Consider the following 19,280-nt stretch of genomic DNA (forward strand, 5'->3'; position numbering starts at 1 on the left):
GTGAGACATGACCCTGCACAGCCGAACCGCCAAGGCGGGCCGGGACAGCGCGGCCTCCGCCATCGCGGTGCCGGCTGTGTTGGCCGCCTTCTTCGCCGCGGTCACCGCGGCCGGCTTGGCCTTTCCCTTCATCGGGCTGACCGACGCCAGCCTGTGGGGCGACGAGCTGTGGACGCTCTACCTGTCCGACCCCGCGCTGGCCCCGGCGGAGCTGCTGCATGAGCGCATCGTGCGCGACGTGCACCCGCCGCTCTATTACCTGATGCAGAACCAGTGGCTGCGGCTGTTCGACGATCCGGTGCTGGGCGCGCGGCTGCTCGGCGCGCTGTGCGCGGCGGGGCTGGTGGCGGCGGTGCTGGCGTTCGGCCGGCGCTTCCTGTCGATGACGGGCACCCTCTTCCTGTCGGCGCTGATCGTCACCTCCTACGCCTTCATCGTCTACGCGCACGAGGCGCGCAACTACGCGCTGGTCTTCGCGCTCGGCACCCTGCTGGCGCTGCTGATGACGGAGGCGCTGCGCCGGATCGGCGCGGAGCGGCGGCTGTCCGCAGGGCTGCTGACCGGGCTGGGCGCGGTCGCGGCGCTGGCCGGGCTGACGCATTATTATGGCTTCCTGCTGGCTGGCGCGGTGTTCGGGGTGATCCTGACGGGGGCGCTGGCGGTGCGGCGCTGGCGCGACGCGGCGCTGATCGCGGCGGTGGGGACGGTGGTGTTCGCCGTCGATGCCGGCTACGCGCTGTGGCAATTGCCGCAGGCCACCAACGGGCTGGACGAGGTGTGGATCGGCGAATCCGCCGGCTGGTACGCGCTCCAGATCAAGGAATTCGCGTGGCTGGCGGGGGGCGGGCAGCACGGCATCCTGGCCGTGTTGCTGGGGCTCGCCGTGGCTTTCGCCGTGGCGGTGCGGCGGTCCGGCCCGGCGGCGGCCCTGGCGCGCCACGCCCTCCCGGTGCTGCCCTACGCCGGGGCGGTGCTGCTGGTGATCCTGTTCGGCATGCTGCTGTCGGCGCTGTGGGCACCGTCGGTGACGTCGCGCAACCTGCTGGTCACGGTACCGATGGTGTGGTTCGGTCTGGCGGTGGCGGTGGACGCCGCGCTGCGTTCCCCCTCCGCCTGGGCACGGCGGTCGGCGGCGGCCGGGGCCGCCGTCTCCATCGGCGTTGGTGCCGTCTTCGCTGCGGCCACGGGCGGGGCGGTGAAGGAGGAGTGGCGGGACTCCGCCGCCTTCGTGGAGACGCTGGCCGCCTGCCGGGACACGGCGATCCCGGTGGCGGGACCCGCCGCCGTGCACGCGCCCTTCGGCCCGCACGCCGACCATTTCTACGGCTTCTACCTGACCCGCCCGGACCGCTACCGCTTCGTCAACATCCGCAACCCCGGCAACGCCGGGGCGCAGCCGGAAGGCGACTGCCCGATCCTGCTGTGGGCGGCGCGCGAGCTGGACCTGCCGGAGATCCGCGCCGTCCTTGACCGCGCCGCGCCCGGCACCCGCATCATCACCTTTCCCAACACCCGGCAGTGGGATTGCTGGCCGACGCGTTGCCGCCTGTTCGACCGCACGCGGGAGGTGGGGGCAATGGTGGTGTTGAAGCCCGCCGCGCTCCCATAGGGGGCGCCGGACCGGTCACCGCTCCGCGCCGGTGACCGCGTCCTCCTCCGTCGCGCGGCCATAGCCGGCCACCCGCTGCAGGGTGCAGAAGGCGATGAGCAGTGCGTTGACGCGCGGGTCGAGCAGCACGCCGCCGAAGAACAGGAAGCCGAACAGCAGGAATCCCGACACCCATTTGGAGTGGGCACCGACAAAGACGCAGGCCAGGAAGAAGACCGAGAAGACCAGCGTGCCGACAATGCCGTATTCGAACAGAAGCTTGCCCCAGGTGGGGTCGTGCGCTTCGTAGGGGACGTCGTGCAGCACGCCGGTGATGCTGCCGGGGCCAAGCCCGAAGAAGAGCGCCGGGGTGTTGTCGACCACGAAGTCGCGCAGCAGCCAGAAGGCGGAAACGAAGCGGGCGAAGCCACTGGTCTGGGTGGACTGGAGCTCCCCGGCGCGTTGCAGGATGACGTCCAGGTGCAGCGCCCCGGCGAAGGGGATCAGCACCACCACCCCCACCGCCCCGGCGATCATCAGCCCCACCGCCCGCCGGTGCAGCACCACCAGCGGCAGGAAGACCGCCAGCAGCAGGATGCCGGTGCCGGAGTAGGACAGCGGCAGCGCCAGCCCGAACAGCGCCAGCCGCAGGACCCGGCCGAAGAACAGGATCTCCACCAGCAGCGCCAGCGCCAGAAGCTGGCTGAAGATCGACGGCTCCAGCAGCAGGAAGCCGTTGCTCTTCATCAGCGCCGCGCCATAGGTCAGCGGCACCGCGGTGTTGAAGCCCGGCATCAGGATGGCGTCGGGGAGCAGCCCCTTGAAGGTGAACAGCAACTCGGACTGGACGACGAACTGCGCCAGGAACTGGATCACGCCCAGCACCGCGCAGACGAAGACCAGCGTCTGGAAGGTGCGGAGCGTGGCGAGGAAGAAGGCGCGGTCGGTGGTCGTCACGAAGACGAAGGGAACGTACAGCGCCACGAACAGCAGGTAGGAGGTGGCCGAGGCGGTGGAGGGGTTGACCATCGCGCTGACCGCCGCCGCGGCGGCCACCACCGCGAAGAGCGCCAGCCGGGCGGTGTCCACCTGCAACAGCCCGCGCACCGCCATCAGTCCGACCGTGGCGAGCGTCACCAGCAGCCCCAGCGCGATGGCCGATCCGCCCACCGGAAAGCCGAAGCGCTGCAAGGGGATGGCCGCGAACAGCATGACCTGGAGGCAACGCAGAAGCAGCCGGCGGTCCCGCTCCTCCCGGTCGTCGATGGTGACGCCGACGGTGGCGGGGCGTCGTGCCGGGGCGAACTCCGGCAAGGCCACCAGGGGGGGAAGCTGCGTTGTCATGCGGCGCGCGGTGCGCTGCGGGTGCCGCCGGCCCGTTCGGCCAGCGCCTCCCCGTACAGCGCCAGCGTACGGTCGGCGATGCCGCCCCAATCCTGCATGCGTACGGCCAGCTCCCGCGCCGCGGCGCCGAGGCGTACGCGCTCGTCCGGCTGTTCGGCGAGCGCGGTCATGGCGGCGGCCAGCGCGTCCACATCACCGGCCGGCACCAGCCGCGCGCTCTCACCGTCGGTCAGCGTCTCCTTGAAGCCGCCGATGTCCGACGCCAGGATCGCCCGCCCCTGCCCCAAGGCCAGCGACAGCACGCCGCTCGCCTCGATCTCGCGGTAGGGGAAGACCTGCACGGCCGCGCGCGCCATCAGGTCGGCCATCTCCGCATCGTCCAGGAAGCGGAAGTCGAGGGTGACGAGGTCGGACAGGCCGTGCCGCTCCACCGCCGCCGTCAGGGGGGCGGTGTCGATGTAGGGCTTGCCGGCGACCACGAAGCGGCAGCGCCGGCGCACCGCGTCGGGCATGCGGGCGACCGCCTCGATGAACAGGTCGACGCCCTTGTAGGGCTTGATCTTGCCGACGAGAACGAAGGTCACGGGATCAGGGGCCGGCGGCGGCATCGCCGGCACGGAACCGAGCAGCCCGTGCGGCACCACGGCGATGCGGCGCGGCTCCACCCCCGCCGCCTCCAGCCGGCGCACGCCCAGGCTGGTGTGCACGATCACCCGGTCGCAGCGGCGCGGCAGGTCGATGGCGCCCAGCCGTTGCAGGACGGAGCTGGGGTTGCCGTTGAAGGGCTCGGTGTCGTGCATGGTCAGCACCACCGGCGCCAGCGCCTGGAGCGACGGCAGGAAGCCGCGGTCGACCATCGGAAAGGGGAACCACTGGACATGGATCACGTCCGGCTTGAGCTCCCGCAGCAGGCCGCGCAGCCGCGCCATGCTCTCCACATGGCTGGCCCCCTTCAGGCCCAGGAACACCGGCCGCGGCAGCGCCTGGAGCCGGTCGAGGCCGCGGTAGAAGGGCTTGTGGAAGGGGATGGACGGCTCCGGCCACGCGTCGCCGTCGGACAGCCAGCGGCCGACCATGTGCAGCTCGTGCCCGCGCCCCACAAGGCCGCGCGCCAGCGCCAGATCATAGGGCAGCGTGAAGTTCGACGGGTCGATCAGGGCGACGCGCATGGAAACTCCCTTCCGAGGCGGCGCGGGGTCAATAGGCGCCCCGCCGCCGCAGGACCTTGCCGGGCGTGCGCAGCAGGATCACCACGTCCCTGGACACGCTCCAGGTGGTGACGTAGGTGCAGTCCAGCTCCACACGGCGGTCGTAGTCGACGTCCGACCGGCCGCTCACCTGCCATAGCCCGGTGATGCCCGGACGGCACTGCTCGTAGAAGGGGTAGAACTTGTCGTAAAAGGCGACCTCCTTTTCGACGATGGGCCGCGGCCCCACCAGGCTCATCTCGCCGCGCAGCACGTTGAAGAGCTGCGGCAGCTCGTCCAGGCTGGTCTTGCGCAGGAAGCGGCCGACCGGAGTGACGCGCGGATCGTCGCGCAGCTTGAAGGTGCGCTCCCACTCGTCCCGCGCGTCGGCATCGCTGGCCAGCAGCTCCTCCAGCATGCGCTCGGCGTCCACATGCATGGTGCGGAACTTCAGGCAGCCGAAGCGGCGCCCGCCCACCCCGATGCGCCGATGGGCGAACAGAATCGGCCCGCCGTCGCGGCGCACCAGCACCGCCACCGCCAGCATCAGCGGCGCGAACAGCACCAGCAGCCCGGCCGCACCCACCACGTCCAGCACGCGCTTCATGCGGCTGGCGTGGATGGGGCGGATCGCCCGCACCGCCGCCGCGTCCATCGGCGGGGCCGACAGCGAGCCCCAGCCGAGATAGCCGGCGAAGCTGGGCTCGCCCATCAGCGCGTCCACCCGCACGGAACCGGCCGGCGTCCAGGTCTGGAAACGCTCGCCGCGGAAGGACTTGACGACGCCCAGCGCGGTGGCGGCGAAGGCCGACAGGATCTCCGTCACCCGCCGCACCGGCCCGACACGCAGCGCGTGGCCGAGCGCCAGCGCGGTGACGCCGCCCAGCGTGGTCAGCAGCGCCGCTTCCCACCCGAAGACGGTCACCAGGAAGGCGAAGGCGAAGCCGCCGGAAGCCGCGAGGCTGAAGGCGCCCAGCCAGCGCAGCAGCTTGTGCGACACGTATTTGTACACGGTGAAGGCGCCGCGCTGGACCACCCGCGGCCACAGCAGCCGGTGCACGTTGAAGGCCTGGCAGGCGATGCGGACCTTGCGGCGGAACTCGTCGCCGCTGGCGGTGGTCGACTGCTCCCACGCCAGCGCGTCCGGTGCCCGCACGATGCGGTAGCCGTCGCACAGGATGGACAGGGAGACATAGAAGTCGTCGATGATGTCGCTGGGCACCGCCGGGTAGAGGGCGCGCCGCACGGCGAAGATCGAGCCGTCCGCGCACAGCACGGAGCCGGTGTCGCTCTCCAGCTGCTTCACCCACTCCTCGTGCCGCCAGTAGGCGCTGCCGACGGCCGCGGTGGCCGAGGCCTCGCCGTTTGTGTAGCTCAGCGTGCCGCACACGCAGCCGACCTCGGGATCGGCGAAGTGGCGGCGCAGCGCCGCCACCGCGTCCGGGGCAAACATCACGTTGGCGTCGGAAAAGACGATGATGTCGCCGGTGGCCCGCGCGATCAGCCGCTCCATGCCATAAGTCTTGCCCTGCCGCTTCGGGCCGACGACCACGGTGATCTCCGGTTCGAAGGCGCGCAGGATGTCGGCCGTGGCGTCGGTCGAAGCGTCGACATAGACCAGCAGCTCGACGTTGGGGGTGGAGCGCTTGATCGCCAGCAGGTTCTCCGCCTTGCGCCGGATCACCGCCTCCTCGTTGTAGGCGCAGACGCAGATCGAGACGGGCGCTCCCACCATCTCGTCGTCGGCCTGGACGGCCGCCGCTCCCGAATTCTTCTTGCGCAACATCATCAACGACAATGGATAGGTCGCGAACGGATGCACGGCCAGAGCCAGGAATAGAATGGCGAAGGACGCCAAAAGATACTCGTCCACGTTCATGTCCCCCGGTTCGGATCTCAGATTGCCTGTGATCGCCGCCTGTGATCGCCCTTTGGAGCTGTGGTATTGGTCAGTCGGGATTTTCGGTAAAATTTGCGCGCAATATTGATTTGCTGGCCTATTAAACAAAATATTCTGTGTTGGTATGGTCTCTATATTGTATAAACTCATTCATGCTGCGGTGCAAAAACGGAAAAGGGTTACCCGCCCCTGCGCCGCCTAACCCTAAACACCATCGCCTCGCTCCGTATTCCCAAAAAAATCCGCATGACGATGATCGCGCATCGCCCTGACGATCTCCAAAATTTAAAATATGTCTCGAAGGTTTCGACAGACGCAAGTCAATGAACCATAAAATCACATCTTTGGCTCACTGCCGCTTAATCATGGAATCATTGCCATCGTACCCCCATTGCACGTAACAGGCCCGGCGGGAGACGTGCGCTCCCGCCGGGCCGAAGCTCCTGTCGAACAGCCGGCGTCAGCCGGACGAACGCGCCACGTAGGCCGCATCCTGGTCGGCGTTGGCCGGCCGCGGTGCCGGCAGCGCCTTCCGCCCCCGGTGGTAGCCGGCGTAGTAGTCGTGGGTGCCGGCCTTGCGGCCGACACGGCTCAGCACCGAGCCGACCAGCACATGCGGCGGAGCCTTCAGCCGGCGGGCGGCGGCGGCGGCGGTGTTGCGGTGGGTCTGCGCCCAGGCCCCGACGAACAGGATGGCGTCGGCGTGCGCGGCCAGCATGACCGGGTCCGACACCCGCAGCACCGGCGGGCTGTCGATCAGCACGAGGTCGAAGTTGGCGCGCGCGTCCTGGAGCAGCATCGCCATCGACTGGCTGGTCAGCACCGCCTGCGGGTTCTTCACCCGCCCGCTGGCCGGCAGATACATCATGCCGGTCTGGTGGTCGATGCGCAGCGCCGCCTCCGGCGGCTCGTTCTCGGCCAGAAGCTCGTCCACATACTCGCCCGGCTCCTGGCGCAGGAAGCTGCCCACCGTCGGCATGCGGAAATCCGCGTCGATCAGCAGCACCCTGGCACCGTCCAGCGCCGCGATGCGCCCAAGTGCCGTGACCAGGCTGGTCTTGCCCTCCCCCGGCACGCTGGAGGTGACCATCACCACCTTGGGCGTCCAGCCATGCCGCGCCGAGCGCAGCCCGGCCCACAGCCCGCGCACCGATTCCGCCGCGTCGAGCTGCGGTGCCATGACCACCGCGTCCGGCAGGCGCGACGATCCGTGCCGCCGCCCGCGCACCACCGGGATGGTGCCGAAGGCGGGGAAATGGGTGAGCTTCGCCAGCTCGTCGCCAGTGAACACCCGGCCCCTGGTGGCGTCGCGCAGCAGCACCCCGGCCCCGGCGAGGCTGAGCCCCGCCATGCCCGCGAAGGCGGCGATCGCCTTCTTGTTGGGACCGCTGGGCTTGATCGGCACCACCGCGGCCGACGCGATGCGCACATCGGGCAGCGGCCCGGTCTCGCCACCGGCGGTCTGCTCGACGCGGGCCATGTAGGACTGGTAGATGACGCGCTTGGCCTCGGCCTCCTTGACGAGCTGCTGAAGCTCGACGTCCTTGCCGGCCGACACCTGGGCGCGCGACTGCACCTCGGCGATGCGCTGCTCCAACCCGCGGACCTGCGCCTGGGCGATGGTCAGGTCGCGGCGCAGCGACTGCCAGATCTTGCGGATCTCGCCGGCGATCTGGCCGCGGACGTTGCCCAGCTCCTCGGTGACCGCGCGGATCTGCGGATGCCTGGGACCCAGCCGCTCCGACATGCTGGACAGGTTGCGGGCGACCTGTGCCTCCTGCTGGCGCAGCCCCTGGATAAGGGGGGAGGCCAGCACCTCCGCCGACGCATCGACGCCGCCCGTCTCCAGCGCGCGGGTGGTGCTCTGCACGCTCGCCTCCAGGCTGGTCACCTGGCCGCGCGCGGTGTCCAGCTTGGCCTGCAGGTCGGCGAGCGCCAGCGCGTTGATGTCACTGCCGTTGGTCTCCAGCAGACCGTTGGCGGCGCGGAACTCCTGCACCCGGCGGTCGGCGTCCGCCACCTCCTGCCACAGCCTCCCGACGCGGCCGGACAGCACCTCGTTGACGTGCTGGGTCACCTCGCTCTTCGAGCGCACCTGCCCCGCCATGTAGATTTCCATGACGCGGTTGACGATCTGCGACGCCAGGCCCGGATCCTCGGCGGTGTACTCCACGCCGATTGCCGCCGACTTCTCGCTGGCCGCGATGTCCAGGTTGGCCTGGACGATGTTGGCGGCGATGGCGTTGGGATCGACCGGCACACCCTCGGCCGCATCACCGCTCGGCAGCAGCGACAGGACGAAGGTCTTGGCCGCGTCGATCGGCGACCATTCGTCAGGCTTCATGAACAGCGGGTTGTCGGCCAGCTTCAGGTCGCGCGCCACCCCTTCGGCCAGCGCGCGGGAGCGCAGCACCTGCGCCTCCGTCTGCGTGCGGATCAGGTCGCCCGCCGAGCCGTTCAGGCCGGCTCCCAACTCGGAGATCGAAATCTGCCGCGGTTCCACGACCAGCAGCCCGCGCGCCGTGTAGGTCTCGGGAAGCTGGCGTGCGATCAGGTATCCGCCGATCGCCGCGGCCAGCACCGCGATTCCCAGAATGTACTTCTTGCGCCAGAGCACGCGAGCGAGCTGCGGAATCGTCAGTTCCGTATGATCCATTTGCGACCTGCCGGCTAAGGGGCAATCAAACCGAAAACCCGAGCATTGTCGCCCGAATACATGGCCTTTCGGATACCTGTAAACAGCACCCGGACTAGCACGGTGCTGGGAAGGACGCAAAATCTTCTTTATAATCACCGCGGTTACGGATTGTCTAATCCATACCTCTATCTTGTGTGGTGGGATGGAGCATTAGGGGCGATGCACCGCATCCGGAACGTGGTATTTCGGATAGGGCCGGAAAAGGCGGGTTTCGTCGTACCTCTTCCGGACGAAGGGGCGACGGCACCGAAGGGGTGGGGTAAACCCATTGCACCCGTGCCGGCACCCAGCTCTTGCCGTATCCCGGCCTGCGATCGCCGCCACATCGCGTGAGGAGCATGCCAGCCATCGACGTCTCCGTCGTCATCCCCGCCTACAACGCCGCCGATCTGGTGGAACGTGCCGTGCGCTCGGCCCTCGACCAGTCGGACACGGCGGGCGGCCCCGCGCTGGAAGTACTGCCCACGCTGGAGGTTCTGGTGGTGGACGACGCCTCGGCCGACGGCACCGCCGCCGTGGTGGAGCGGCTGGCCGCGGCGGACCCGCGCGTGCGCCTGCTGCGCCAGCCCGCCAACGCCGGCCCGTCCGCCGCGCGCAACCGCGCGCTTCAGGCGGCGCGCGGCGACTGGGTGGCGCTGCTCGACGCCGACGACCGCATGGCACCCGACCGGCTCGCCCGTCTTCTGGACCTCGCCACGCGGACCGGGGCCGATCTGGTGGCCGACAACCTGATGCTGTGCGACGGCGACGGACGGGAGACCGGCGCCATGGTCCCCAGCTTCCTGCTGGCCGAACCGCGCCGGCTGACGCTCGCCGAGTTCGTGGCGCTGAACGAGGGCGGGCTGGACCGGCGGCTGCGGGAGCTGCCCTGCTTCAACATGGGCTTCCTGAAGCCGATGCTGCGCCGTGCCTTCCTGGAGCGTCACGGCCTGCGCTACGACGAGCGCAACCGCTACGCCGAGGATTTCATGTTCGCCGCCCGCGCGCTGGCCGCCGGCGGTTCCTGGTGGCTGACGCCGGAGGCCGGCTATCTCTACACCGTGCGGCCGGGAACGGCGACTCACGTGCAGACCGCCGGCGATCTCGGCCGCATCGTCGCCTTTGACCGGCGCCTGCTGGACGATCCGGCGGTGGGGCGCGACCCGGCGGCGAGGAGCGCGCTGGAGGCGCACCGGCGCAGCGTGGAGCGCCGCTACCACTACCGCCGCTTCGTGGACGCGCTGAAGGAGAAGCGCTTCGCCACCGCCCGCGCGCTCCTCCTGGAAAGCGGCACCAGCGCCGCCGACGTCCTGCGGCTGGGCGCCTGGAACCTCCCCATCGTGCTGGCGAAGGCGCTGCGTGGCGGCTACCGCGCGGGGTCGTAGAAGACCCTCGCCCACCTCCGGCGGGAGAGGGAGTTTTTCTCACGCCCCCCGCGGGCGGGTCGCCATGCGCATGGCGTCGGCGGCCATGGTCACCAGTTCCAGCACCACGCGGCGGTGGCGCGGCAGGGCCAGCAGGATGGCGAGCTGACAGCCGTAGGTCCAGACGCAGGAGGCCAGGATCACCAGCAGCGGGTGATAGCCGGGAAACAGCCCGCCGCCGAGCATCAATGCCCCGCCTGACAGGATCGAGCTGGCGGCGAAGGGCGCCACGGCGGCGGCGAAGTCCTTGGCGCGGAAGCAGGGGCTGTCCACCCGCCACCAGATCAGCGGCGTGATGACCAGCACATTGACCGCGGCGAAGCTGATCGCCACTCCCATCGGCCCCCAGGGCAGCCCCGCCACGATGGCCGCCACCTGCAACGGTGTGCCGATGAAGCCCCAGCGGAACAGGTCGCGGGTGCGCCCCTGGCTGACATAGAGCCAGCCGGTGGAGTTGTTGGCCGGCTGCACCAGCGCCGTCACGCCGAGTGCGGCCAGGATGGGGGCGGCCTCCAGCCACTTGGGTCCGAACAGCAGCAGCACCACCGACGGTGCGGCGACGATCAGCACGACGATGCCGGGCATGGTCACCAGCAGCATCTTCTCCAGGATCTGGCGGTAGGCGTTGCGGTAGCGCGCCGGATCGTGCGCCAGCTTGCTGAGCAGCGGCACCGCCACATGGCCGACCGGCACGTTGATCTGGTTGACCGGCGTCAGCATCAGGTTGTAGGCGCGGCCGTACAGGCCCAGCGCCGCCTCCCCCCACACCTTGCCGATCAGGATGTTGTCGAGGTTGCGCGCGAAGTAGTTGAGCAGGTTGAAGCCGGCGATCTCGCCGCCGGCCCGCAGCAGGTGGCGCGCCTCGCGGAAGCCGCGCGGCCGGCCGGGGCTCCAGCGCACCGTCAGCCACAGCATCGGCAGCTGCGCGATGGGCAGCGTCGCCGCGTGCACCACCAGCGCCCAGTAGCCGTAACCGTACCACGCCACCACCACCGCCGCCGCGGTCGCGATGAGCTGGATGGAGATGTCGATGACAGCCAGCGCGCGGAAGTTCAGGGTGCGCTGGAGCAGCGCCCGGTGCTGCACCCCCGCCGCCGCCGGGATCAGCAAGGCGGCGAAGGCGATGGTGATGGCGTTCAGCCGCCCGTCGTCGAAGAAGGCCGCCACCAGCGGTGCGCACAGCGCCAGCACCCCCGACATGACCGCCGCCAGCAGCATGTTGGTCCAGAACAGCGTGGCGATCTGCTCCTCGGTGATGTCCTGGCGCTGCAGCGTGATCGACGGCAGCCCGGCGTCCTGGAGGAGCTGGACCAGCGCCACGAAGGGGATGACCATGGCAACCAGCCCGAACTCCCCGGGGCTGAGCAGCCGCGCCAGGATCGCGGTGGTGCCGATCTGGATGACCAGCCGCCCGCCCTGCGACGCCAGCGAGAAGACACCCCCGCGGATGGCGCGGGCGCGCAGATTGCCGCCATCCGCGGTCTGGTTCGGTGTGGACAAGGCGTGTCGTTCCCCGACGTGGTGGTGGCCGATGGTGGCGATTCAGGCGGCCCGCCGCGGCGCGCGCCGGGTGGCGGCGTCCTCCCAGGCGGCGCGGTAGCTCTCGAACACCGGCTCCAGCCGGAAGGATTCCGCGTGGCTGCGGCAGCGTTCGGACAGCGCCGCCCAGTCCGGCGGCGCCTCGATCAGGCCGCGCAGCACGCGGGCGAGGTCGTCGGCGTCGCCGGCCTTGAACAGGAAGCCCGTGTCCCCGTCGCGCACGATCTCCGGGATGCCGCCGGTGCGCGCACCCACCACCGGCACGCCGTAACCCATCGCCTCGTGCGAGACGCGCGACAGCGGCTCCTCCCAGATGGAGGGGACGACCAGCACGTCGATCTCCTGGAAGAAGCGGGGCGGGTCGACCCAGCCGAGGAAGCGTACCCCCGGCCCCTCGTAGCGACCGCGGACCGCCGCCTCGTACTCAGGCGCGCCGGTGCCGCCGACGATGGCGACAGCGCGGCCGTCCGGCAGGGAAGCCACGGTGTCGAGCAGCAGCTCCAGCCCCTTCACCGGCTCCAGCCGGCCGAGAAAGCCGAAGCGCAGGGGGCGGCCGGGGCGCGGCGGCTCGCGGGGGACCTGCGCCTCCCCGGCGTTGCAGTTGTGGATGACGCGCACGTCGCCCACCCCGGCGTAGACGCCGGCGGCGCGGATGCGCTCGAACAACCGGCGGCTGACCGTGGTGACCACCGCGGCGTGGCGCGACAACCGCCGCCGCGGCGTGCCCAGCGCCACGCAGGCGGCGCACGGCCGCTCGCAGTTGCGCCCGTGCCGGAACATCGAGGAGTTGGCGCAGCCGGTGTAGTAGTCGTGCAGCGTCTGCACCACCGGGATGCCGCGGCGCGCCACCGCCCCCCAGGCGGCGACGGAGAAGCCCTGCACGTTGTGCAGGTTGACCACGTCCGGCTTCTCGCGGTCCAGCACCCGGCCCAGCCGCCGCGCCATCACCGGGTTCCAGGCGTCGATCAGATGCCACAGCGGGCGCAGCCAGCGCGGCTTGCGGCCGGGGCCATGCAGAAAGAACAGGTTGGCGAGCGGCAGGTAGACGACCTTCACCCCGTTCACCACGTCCTCGGCCTCCCGCCCGTCGGGGGCGAGGGTGACCACGACCACCTCCTGCCCGCGCGCCGCCGCCGCCTCCGCCAGCATGCGCACGGTGGCTTCCGCGCCGCCGACATGGTGCGGGTAATAGAGCGTGCTGACGAACAGGATCTTCGGCGGCTTGCCGGGCTCGGTCATGCGGGTGTCCGGAACGGTTGGCGCTCCACCGCGCGTACCGCGGTGCAACCGCAACATAAGGACGGCGGCCGCCGCCGGTGTCCGGGGGAAAGGCGTTACCCCCATCCCCGGCGCGCGTCCGGAGGCTCCCCCATTGATGCGTTGACAGGCGGCAGGCCGCGCCAAAGATGCTGTGCGGTCGCAGCATGGAGCCCGCCCGCATGCCCGCCCGCTTGGTCGAAACGACCGTCGTCATCCCCGCCTACAACGCCGAGCGCTTCATCGGCGACGCGCTGCACAGCCTGATCGCACAGAACGTCGCGGACTGGGAGTGCGTGGTGGTGGACGACGGGTCCTCCGACGGCACGGCGGAGCGCGCCGCCGCCACCGGCGATCCGCGCATCCGGGTGGTGCGGCAGGCGAACGGCGGCGTATCGGCGGCGCGCAACCGCGGGCTCGAACTGGCGCGCGGGCGCTTCCTGATGTTCCTCGACGCCGACGACCGTTTGCACGACAGCGCGCTGGAACGGCTCGGCGCTTTCCTGAAGGGGGACGCGGGTGCCGTGGCGGCCTTCGGCACGGTGGTGAAGATCCTCGGCGACGGCAGCCCGCAGCCGGGGCAGAAGCCGCTGCCCCGCCACACCTACCCCGACGGCGACGTGCTGGCGGCGATGGTGGAGAACGGTTTCCTCAACGTCGGCCAGATCCTCATGCGGACGGAGGCGGCGGTCGCCGCCGGCGGCTTCCGCGCCGGCCTGCGCCTGTCGGAGGACTGGGAGTTCTGCGCCCGGCTGGCGGCGCAGGGTCCGTTCCGCTTCGCCGGGCCGGTGCCCAACGTGCTGTTCCACCGGCTGACGCCGGGCAGTGCCAGCCGCTCGCTGGCGAGCGTTTGGGCGAACCACGAGCCGTTCCTGGCGGCGCTGGCCGGCAACGCCGAGATCGGGCGGAAGCTGGGCGCGGCGCGCTGGACGGCGCTGCAACGGCGCGTGCGCGCCTCGGTCCTGTGGGAGGTCGGTCGGGTGAATTTCTGCGAACGGAATTTCGGCGACGCGCGCCGGCACATGATGCGCGCACTCGCCATCCGGCCGACGCCCAAGCGCCTCGCCCTCTTCGCGCTGGCGGAGGCGAGCCGGCTGCTCGACCGGCCGCTGGCGAACCGGCTGCGCTTCAACGACCTGGACCGGGTGAAGGGATGAGAACGGCGCACGCCCTGATGTCCGTCGCGCGCCCTGCCCTGCTGGCCGCGCTGGTCGCCCTCGCCACCCCCGCCGGGGCGCAGGATCTGGCCGTCTACAAGGGGGCGGGCTGCGAGGGCAAGCCGCGCATCGCCGGCTTCGAGCAGTGGCTGGGCCGCCCCATCGACCGGGTGGTCGATTTCCTGGCGCGCGACAGCTGGCAGAAGATGGTCGACAGTTCCCGCTGGATCTCCGGCTGCTGGCGCGGCGCGCCCTACGCTCTGGCGCTGTCCGTGCCGATGCTGCCGAACGGCAAGGACAACACGCTGCGCGCCGGGGCCGAGGGCGCCTACGACCGGTATTTCCAGGAGATCGCGCGGATTCTGGTGGCCGACGGCCACGCCGGCGCCGTCATCCGGCTGGGGTGGGAGTTCAACGGCGGCTGGTATCCCTGGGCCGCCAAGAAGGACCCCAAGGCGTGGGTGGCGTTCTGGCAGCGGATCGTCACCACCATGCGCGACGTGCCGGGCGCCGACTTCAAGTTCGACTGGAACCCGACGCTCGGCTGGCAGCAGGTCCCGTCCGACCAGGTCTATCCCGGTGACGCCTACGTCGATATCATCGGCCTCGACGTCTACAACCAGACCTGGACCAAGGGGGTGAAGACGCCGGAGCAGCGCTGGGACGACCTGATGAACCAGTCGTTCGGCCTGAAATGGCACGCCGACTTCGCCCGCAAGCACGGCAAGCCCATGTCCTTCGCCGAATGGGGCACGGGCACCCGCCCCGACGGTCACGGCGGCGGTGACGATCCGCTGTTCGTGAGGAACATGGCCGCCTGGATCCGCGCCCACCCCGTGCTCTACCAGGGCTACTGGGACTACCCCGCGCACGATTTCAACGCCGAGGTCTCCCGCGGCAAGCTGCCGGAGGCAGGCGCCGAGCTGCGGCGGCAGTTCGGGCGGGCCGGGTAGGGCCGCCGCTCCGAGGAAGTCGTCAGAGGAACCGGATCTCCCCGTCCAGCAGGAACAGGCAGACGCAGTCGCCGCCATGCTCCGCCACCGCGTAATGATCGGTGTCGGCGGGGATGTCGGCCACATCGCCGACGCGGTAATGCCCGTACTCGTCGTGGAAGGCGCCGGTCAGGACCAGAAGCATCTCGTTGGCGCTGTGGTGGTGGGGCGGGACCGGGGCACCGGGCCCCATGCGCAGCAGACAGCCGGTGGTTTGCGCGTCCTTGACCGTCCAGTCCGACAGCCAGACGGCGGGCGCGATCTCGTTCCAGCCGAAATCGAACAGCGGACGGCCGAGCCGGCCGCGCAGCGGCTCGGGCACCAGCGGGCCGGTCATGGGCAGGGTGGACCGCGGCGCCGGGGGCGGCAGGACGGCGGTGTCGAGCCGCGCGTCGCAGGCCGCCAGCATCGCGCTCCAGCGGTCGTCTTCGGCCCCGCCGCCAAGCCCGTCGAACCAGCCGCCGCACTCCGCCTCATAGGCCTCCACACTCGCCCGGCAGAGCGGACAGAGGGCGAGATGGGTGGCCACGAGCAGGGACTTGACCTCCCCAAGGGAGCCGGTGGCGTAGGCGAGGAGGCGTTCCTCCTCGGGATGCTGGTTCGGCAGGACAGCGACCATTCCATCAGACCATGCGCGGTTGCAGGGTGCGCTTGAGGTGTCCAAGCGCCAAACGCATCCGGGTCTTGACGGTTCCGAGCGGAATGTTCCGCTCCTCGGCAATCTCCGTCTGCGTCTTTCCCTCGAAATACGAAAGGCGCAGCACTTCGGATTGCTCCGGCGAAAGAGAATTCATGGCGACGGATAGAATCCTGCGATCCTCCGACAATTCGAGAACCCGGTCGGGGGGCAGATCGGCAACCGGCAGCAGGGCCGGGTCGTTCGGATCGATCTCCGGGCGGGTTTCCTTGCGGATGCGGTCGATGCGCCGGTTGCGCGCGATGGTGAAGATCCAGGTGCCGACCGAGGCGAGCGCCGGGTTGAAGCTGTCCGCCCGCAGCCAGACGGTCAGCATCACGTCCTGCACCAGCTCCTCCGCCGCGGCGCGGCCGGCACCATTGCGCAGGGCGTAGCTTTCGATCTTCGGGCCGTACTGCCGGAACAGCGCCGCGAACGCCGTACGATCCCGGTCGACGGCGATGGCGGACACCAGTTCCTCGTTCGTTCTGTCAGCCACGCTCGTCATCACCGTCCGTGCTCGCCTACCCGCCCTGAGGATTCACCGGTACCGCCCACACCGCGCCCGTCCGTCGCCCGAAGACCCGAACTTCGGTCGGAAGGCCCAACCAGACCAGCGACAATTTGTACCGCAGGATCGGGCGATCCGTGCGGTTCCGTTCCGGTTGGTACAGTCTAGGGTGAAGCGTTTGACGGCACGTTAACGCGCGTCGCCGTTGCGCTCGGCCCAGCCCTTCCGCTGCCCCAGGAACCACGCGAAGAAGGGCCACACCGCCAGCGGGTGCTCCGGCCCCTGCGACCGAAAGTCGCGGCGCGCCCGGTCGGTGAAGCCGGGCGGCTGCAGCCCCTGGAACTCCTCCCGCAGCTCCGCCCGCGCGGCCTCCGGCAGGGCCTCGTAGAGAGCGCGCATGCGCGCGATCAGGTCGGCGCCCTGGATGTCCGCGCCCTGGCCGTTGGGGCCCCCCGCGTCGCCGCCCTCCTCCGGCGCGGGGCCGTTGAGGCTGGCCGCGTAGTCGTCGCGGAGCGCGGCCTTCATGTAGCCCTTGCCGATGCGCCGTCCGTCGGCGGCGCGCTTCCCGCGGACATAATCGATGTTGCCGGACAGCCGCTCCAACGCATGCTCGCGCGCGGCGCGGGTCGCCTCGGCCTCGGTGAAACCGAACTCCTCGCACAGGATGCGCACGAAGGGCTGCTTGTCCTCATCGACGGCGGTCAGGGTCGCGCGGGCGGCGAAGTCGCCGGGGGTGCTGTTGCCTTTCAGGCAGCTCCGCACATAGGCGTTCTTGTTCATCGGCTTGTAGCCGGCCTTGAAATCCGCCTCGCACAGCTTGAGCGTCTCCTCCACCTGGGCGAGGCCGAGCTGCTCGATGAACTCCACCGCCGCCGCCTTGGCGATGTTGTAGTTGGACAGCTTGCGCACGAGGTGGCCGCGCTCGGCATCGTTGCGCTTGTCGAGCATGGCTTGTCGGAACAGCTCCGGCAGGGTGTTGGCGTCGAGCGCCAGGCTGAACTGGAACTCCCGCTTGCGGGTCACGGTGAACTCGATGCCGTAGGCGGCGCGGTTCTGGCGCAGCGTCTTGGTGGCGACGGCGATGTCGGCGGCCTGGTTGATCTCGTCCACCGCCGGCTTCAGCACATAGCGGTTGAGGTCGGCGAAGACCGGGTAGCGGTCGGGCCCCACCCCCAGCAGGATGCGCAGGTCGGCGACCCGGATGATCTCGGTCGGGGCCGGCTTGTCGGGGTTGCGTTGCAGGGCGCGCTGCAGCACCTCGTAGAGTTTCTGGCTGTACTGGAAGGCGAAGGCGCGCTGGGTGACGAGGTTGATGTTGGTGACCAGCCGGCGTTCCCGCATGATCTGGTGGATGCGCGGGTTCAGCCGGTACTTGATGAAGCCCTTCTCGGGCAGCATGCCGTCCTTGCTGCGGACACGGTAGGCGTATTCGGACAGGAAGGTGGTGGCGGTGACCGTCATCTCCCCCTCCGGATCGACGTCCGCGTCGGCGTCCTCCGCCGCCTCGCCCCCCTCCCCCGGCCACACGAGGCTGCCCCAGGTGATCTTGGTGGTCAGCAGCTCGTCCAACACGCGCTCCAGGAACTGGGTGTTGTGGCTGTTCTCCGCCCCCAGCAGCAGCCGGACGTCGCGCACCGGGATGCGGCGGATGTCGTTGGCGTCGGACGGGTTCAACTGCTCGTTCAGCAGCACGGCGTTGACCAGATAGGCCGCCGCCATCGACACGAGGTTTGGCGAGTTGATGAGGTCGTCCGGCTTTTCCAGCTCGATCCGGCTGATCTCGTGGCGCATGCTCGTGTCTTCCCGTTCGCGGATGCCGGGGATTCTCCCGATCCGCGGCGCGCGGAGTCAAGGCCAAAAGGTGGAAGCCCCGTTCCATGTTTCGCAGGGTCCGATTCGCAGCACCGGCAGCCGGCCCGGCCCTGGGCGGGAAACATGGAAGCCCGTGGGAAAGCGATGCCGCCGCCGCGCGAGAGATGGAAGCCCGTGGGAAGACCGGCCACCGTCGTACGCTCAAACATGGAACCCCGTGGGACGGACGGGCGGCCGGACTCGCCGGCCGAATGTGGAAGCCCGTGGGAAAGCCCGCCGCCGCCCGATCGCCGGATCGACGCCGCCTATACCGAAAACAACATTGCGTTTCAGCCATTTGTGCAGCAAGGCTCGGCAGGGTGATCCGCCGACGACCACCGCCGGCCAACCTCGTTGTCATCCCACGGGCTTCCATGGTTCGCCCGGGAAACCTGTCGGCATCCCACCAGCTTCCACCTTTGCCGCAGCGGACCGGGCACAGTCGCTTGTCCCACGGGCTTCCATATTTGCCTGGCCATTCCCACCGGCTTCCAGGTCGGTGTCACACCGGCTTCCACAATTGGCGATCACGGCCGGCAGGCCGATTCCCACGGGCTTCCACCCCACCCGATTCGCCATTCCCACCCGCTTCCGCTTCCCGCCGCGACAATCCCACAGTCTTCCATCCCCCAACTTCCACAATTGCTGTGAATCAAGGGATTGCATGATCATGCATCTGCTCGCGAGAGAATGATGATCATAAGGATCCTTGAATCATATGATTCTCGTAACAGCCGCTTTTCATCGGCTTGACAAAGACGCAGCAAAGCCCGGATCATGGAAACGATCCGGGCTTTGGCGTTCAGAACGTGGCGATGGTGGTCAGTGACTGATCATCCAGGGCCTTGCGGTCGGGAAGGCCTTGGACCCGTCGAGCCCGCGCAGGACGGGACGCGCGTTCTTCGCGCTGCCGCCGCAGCAGCCGCAACCCGGCCCATGTTTGCGCCCGCCCTCCGACAGCAGCGCCGGCCGGTCGGCGCTGCGTTCGTTGAGGGTGTGGGCGTTCCGCGTCGCGGCGGGCAGACCGGAGAAGGCGGGGGCTGTGCGGATCACCCGTGGGGCCGACGCCCCGCAACCCGGACAGGGCTGCGGGGCCGCCGACTCCGCCATCGGCCGGATCGCGGTGAAGTCGCCGCCGCAGGCGGCGCAGGCGTAGTCGTAGGCGGGCATCGGCGTC

At 69.8% G+C, this 19,280-nt stretch carries 14 protein-coding genes; 4 read left to right on the forward strand and 10 right to left on the reverse strand.

What is annotated here, in order from left to right:
• Window positions 1-7: 7 nt before the first annotated feature.
• Window positions 8-1,609, forward strand: coding sequence for a glycosyltransferase family 39 protein (locus tag HL658_RS29230; protein ID WP_180285912.1), 1,602 nt, complete (start codon window positions 8-10; stop codon window positions 1,607-1,609).
• 15 nt (window positions 1,610-1,624) lie between these two features.
• Here the strand turns inward: HL658_RS29230 and HL658_RS29235 are convergent, their stop codons facing one another.
• The 4 genes from HL658_RS29235 to HL658_RS29250 all read right to left on the reverse strand — a co-directional run bounded on the left by HL658_RS29235 (window position 1,625) and on the right by HL658_RS29250 (window position 8,675).
• A complete protein-coding gene (locus tag HL658_RS29235; protein ID WP_180285913.1) occupies window positions 1,625-2,932 on the reverse strand; it encodes a hypothetical protein in 1,308 nt (435 codons plus the stop codon).
• Window positions 2,929-4,101 carry a glycosyltransferase gene (locus tag HL658_RS29240; RefSeq protein ID WP_180285914.1) on the reverse strand — a complete coding sequence of 391 codons (1,173 nt, stop codon included), beginning with the start codon at window positions 4,099-4,101 and terminating at the stop codon, window positions 2,929-2,931. Before HL658_RS29240 ends, HL658_RS29235 begins: the two co-directional genes overlap by 4 nt.
• 28 nt (window positions 4,102-4,129) lie before the next feature.
• Complete coding sequence (locus HL658_RS29245) at window positions 4,130-5,998, reverse strand: sugar transferase (RefSeq protein WP_180285915.1); 1,869 nt, start codon at window positions 5,996-5,998, stop codon at window positions 4,130-4,132.
• 481 nt (window positions 5,999-6,479) lie between these two features.
• Complete coding sequence (locus HL658_RS29250; RefSeq protein WP_180285916.1) at window positions 6,480-8,675, reverse strand: GumC family protein; 2,196 nt, start codon at window positions 8,673-8,675, stop codon at window positions 6,480-6,482.
• 380 nt (window positions 8,676-9,055) lie between these two features.
• On the opposite strand from HL658_RS29250, the gene HL658_RS29255 reads away from it, so the two are divergent.
• The gene (locus tag HL658_RS29255; RefSeq protein WP_180285917.1) at window positions 9,056-10,081 is read left to right on the forward strand and encodes a glycosyltransferase family 2 protein; all 1,026 of its coding nucleotides are present in this window, start codon (window positions 9,056-9,058) and stop codon (window positions 10,079-10,081) included.
• Window positions 10,082-10,120: 39 nt separating this feature from the next.
• On the opposite strand, the gene HL658_RS29260 is transcribed toward HL658_RS29255, so the two are convergent.
• Entirely contained in the window at window positions 10,121-11,620 is a 1,500-nt protein-coding gene (locus tag HL658_RS29260; protein ID WP_180285918.1) for a lipopolysaccharide biosynthesis protein, read from the reverse strand.
• A 42-nt stretch (window positions 11,621-11,662) separates the two neighbouring features.
• The gene (locus HL658_RS29265) at window positions 11,663-12,898 is read right to left on the reverse strand and encodes a glycosyltransferase family 4 protein (RefSeq protein ID WP_180285919.1); all 1,236 of its coding nucleotides are present in this window, start codon (window positions 12,896-12,898) and stop codon (window positions 11,663-11,665) included.
• A 200-nt stretch (window positions 12,899-13,098) separates the two neighbouring features.
• On the opposite strand from HL658_RS29265, the gene HL658_RS29270 reads away from it, so the two are divergent.
• Both HL658_RS29270 and HL658_RS29275 read left to right on the forward strand, forming a co-directional pair.
• The gene (locus HL658_RS29270) at window positions 13,099-14,073 is read left to right on the forward strand and encodes a glycosyltransferase family 2 protein (protein ID WP_180285920.1); all 975 of its coding nucleotides are present in this window, start codon (window positions 13,099-13,101) and stop codon (window positions 14,071-14,073) included.
• Complete coding sequence (locus tag HL658_RS29275; protein WP_180285921.1) at window positions 14,070-15,026, forward strand: glycoside hydrolase family 26 protein; 957 nt, start codon at window positions 14,070-14,072, stop codon at window positions 15,024-15,026. Before HL658_RS29270 ends, HL658_RS29275 begins: the two co-directional genes overlap by 4 nt.
• A gap of 22 nt (window positions 15,027-15,048) precedes the next feature.
• On the opposite strand, the gene HL658_RS29280 is transcribed toward HL658_RS29275, so the two are convergent.
• The 4 genes from HL658_RS29280 to HL658_RS29295 all read right to left on the reverse strand — a co-directional run bounded on the left by HL658_RS29280 (window position 15,049) and on the right by HL658_RS29295 (window position 19,273).
• Window positions 15,049-15,684, reverse strand: a complete 636-nt coding sequence (locus HL658_RS29280) for a ChrR family anti-sigma-E factor (protein WP_180285922.1) — start codon at window positions 15,682-15,684, stop codon at window positions 15,049-15,051.
• A gap of 4 nt (window positions 15,685-15,688) precedes the next feature.
• Window positions 15,689-16,249 (reverse strand): sigma-70 family RNA polymerase sigma factor, encoded by a 561-nt coding sequence (locus HL658_RS29285; protein ID WP_180285923.1) that lies wholly within the window; start codon window positions 16,247-16,249, stop codon window positions 15,689-15,691.
• A gap of 192 nt (window positions 16,250-16,441) precedes the next feature.
• On the reverse strand, window positions 16,442-18,043 hold the full coding sequence (locus HL658_RS29290) for a replication initiation protein (protein ID WP_180285924.1): 1,602 nt from the start codon (window positions 18,041-18,043) through the stop codon (window positions 16,442-16,444).
• 882 nt (window positions 18,044-18,925) lie between these two features.
• Window positions 18,926-19,273: an FmdB family zinc ribbon protein gene (locus HL658_RS29295; RefSeq protein ID WP_180285925.1), complete on the reverse strand. Its 348-nt coding sequence runs from the start codon at window positions 19,271-19,273 to the stop codon at window positions 18,926-18,928.
• Window positions 19,274-19,280: the final 7 nt, after the last annotated feature.

This window comes from Azospirillum oleiclasticum (assembly GCF_013423485.1).
Classification (GTDB): Bacteria; Pseudomonadota; Alphaproteobacteria; order Azospirillales; family Azospirillaceae; genus Azospirillum; species Azospirillum oleiclasticum.

Coding starts and splice junctions, on each gene's coding strand:
- HL658_RS29230 (WP_180285912.1), top strand. CDS start 8: ATGACCCTGCACAGCCGAACCGCCAAGGCGGGCCGGGACAGCGCGGCC.
- HL658_RS29235 (WP_180285913.1), bottom strand. CDS start 2,932: ATGACAACGCAGCTTCCCCCCCTGGTGGCCTTGCCGGAGTTCGCCCCG.
- HL658_RS29240 (WP_180285914.1), bottom strand. CDS start 4,101: ATGCGCGTCGCCCTGATCGACCCGTCGAACTTCACGCTGCCCTATGAT.
- HL658_RS29245 (WP_180285915.1), bottom strand. CDS start 5,998: ATGAACGTGGACGAGTATCTTTTGGCGTCCTTCGCCATTCTATTCCTG.
- HL658_RS29250 (WP_180285916.1), bottom strand. CDS start 8,675: ATGGATCATACGGAACTGACGATTCCGCAGCTCGCTCGCGTGCTCTGG.
- HL658_RS29255 (WP_180285917.1), top strand. CDS start 9,056: ATGCCAGCCATCGACGTCTCCGTCGTCATCCCCGCCTACAACGCCGCC.
- HL658_RS29265 (WP_180285919.1), bottom strand. CDS start 12,898: ATGACCGAGCCCGGCAAGCCGCCGAAGATCCTGTTCGTCAGCACGCTC.
- HL658_RS29270 (WP_180285920.1), top strand. CDS start 13,099: ATGCCCGCCCGCTTGGTCGAAACGACCGTCGTCATCCCCGCCTACAAC.
- HL658_RS29275 (WP_180285921.1), top strand. CDS start 14,070: ATGAGAACGGCGCACGCCCTGATGTCCGTCGCGCGCCCTGCCCTGCTG.
- HL658_RS29280 (WP_180285922.1), bottom strand. CDS start 15,684: ATGGTCGCTGTCCTGCCGAACCAGCATCCCGAGGAGGAACGCCTCCTC.
- HL658_RS29285 (WP_180285923.1), bottom strand. CDS start 16,249: ATGACGAGCGTGGCTGACAGAACGAACGAGGAACTGGTGTCCGCCATC.
- HL658_RS29290 (WP_180285924.1), bottom strand. CDS start 18,043: ATGCGCCACGAGATCAGCCGGATCGAGCTGGAAAAGCCGGACGACCTC.
- HL658_RS29295 (WP_180285925.1), bottom strand. CDS start 19,273: ATGCCCGCCTACGACTACGCCTGCGCCGCCTGCGGCGGCGACTTCACC.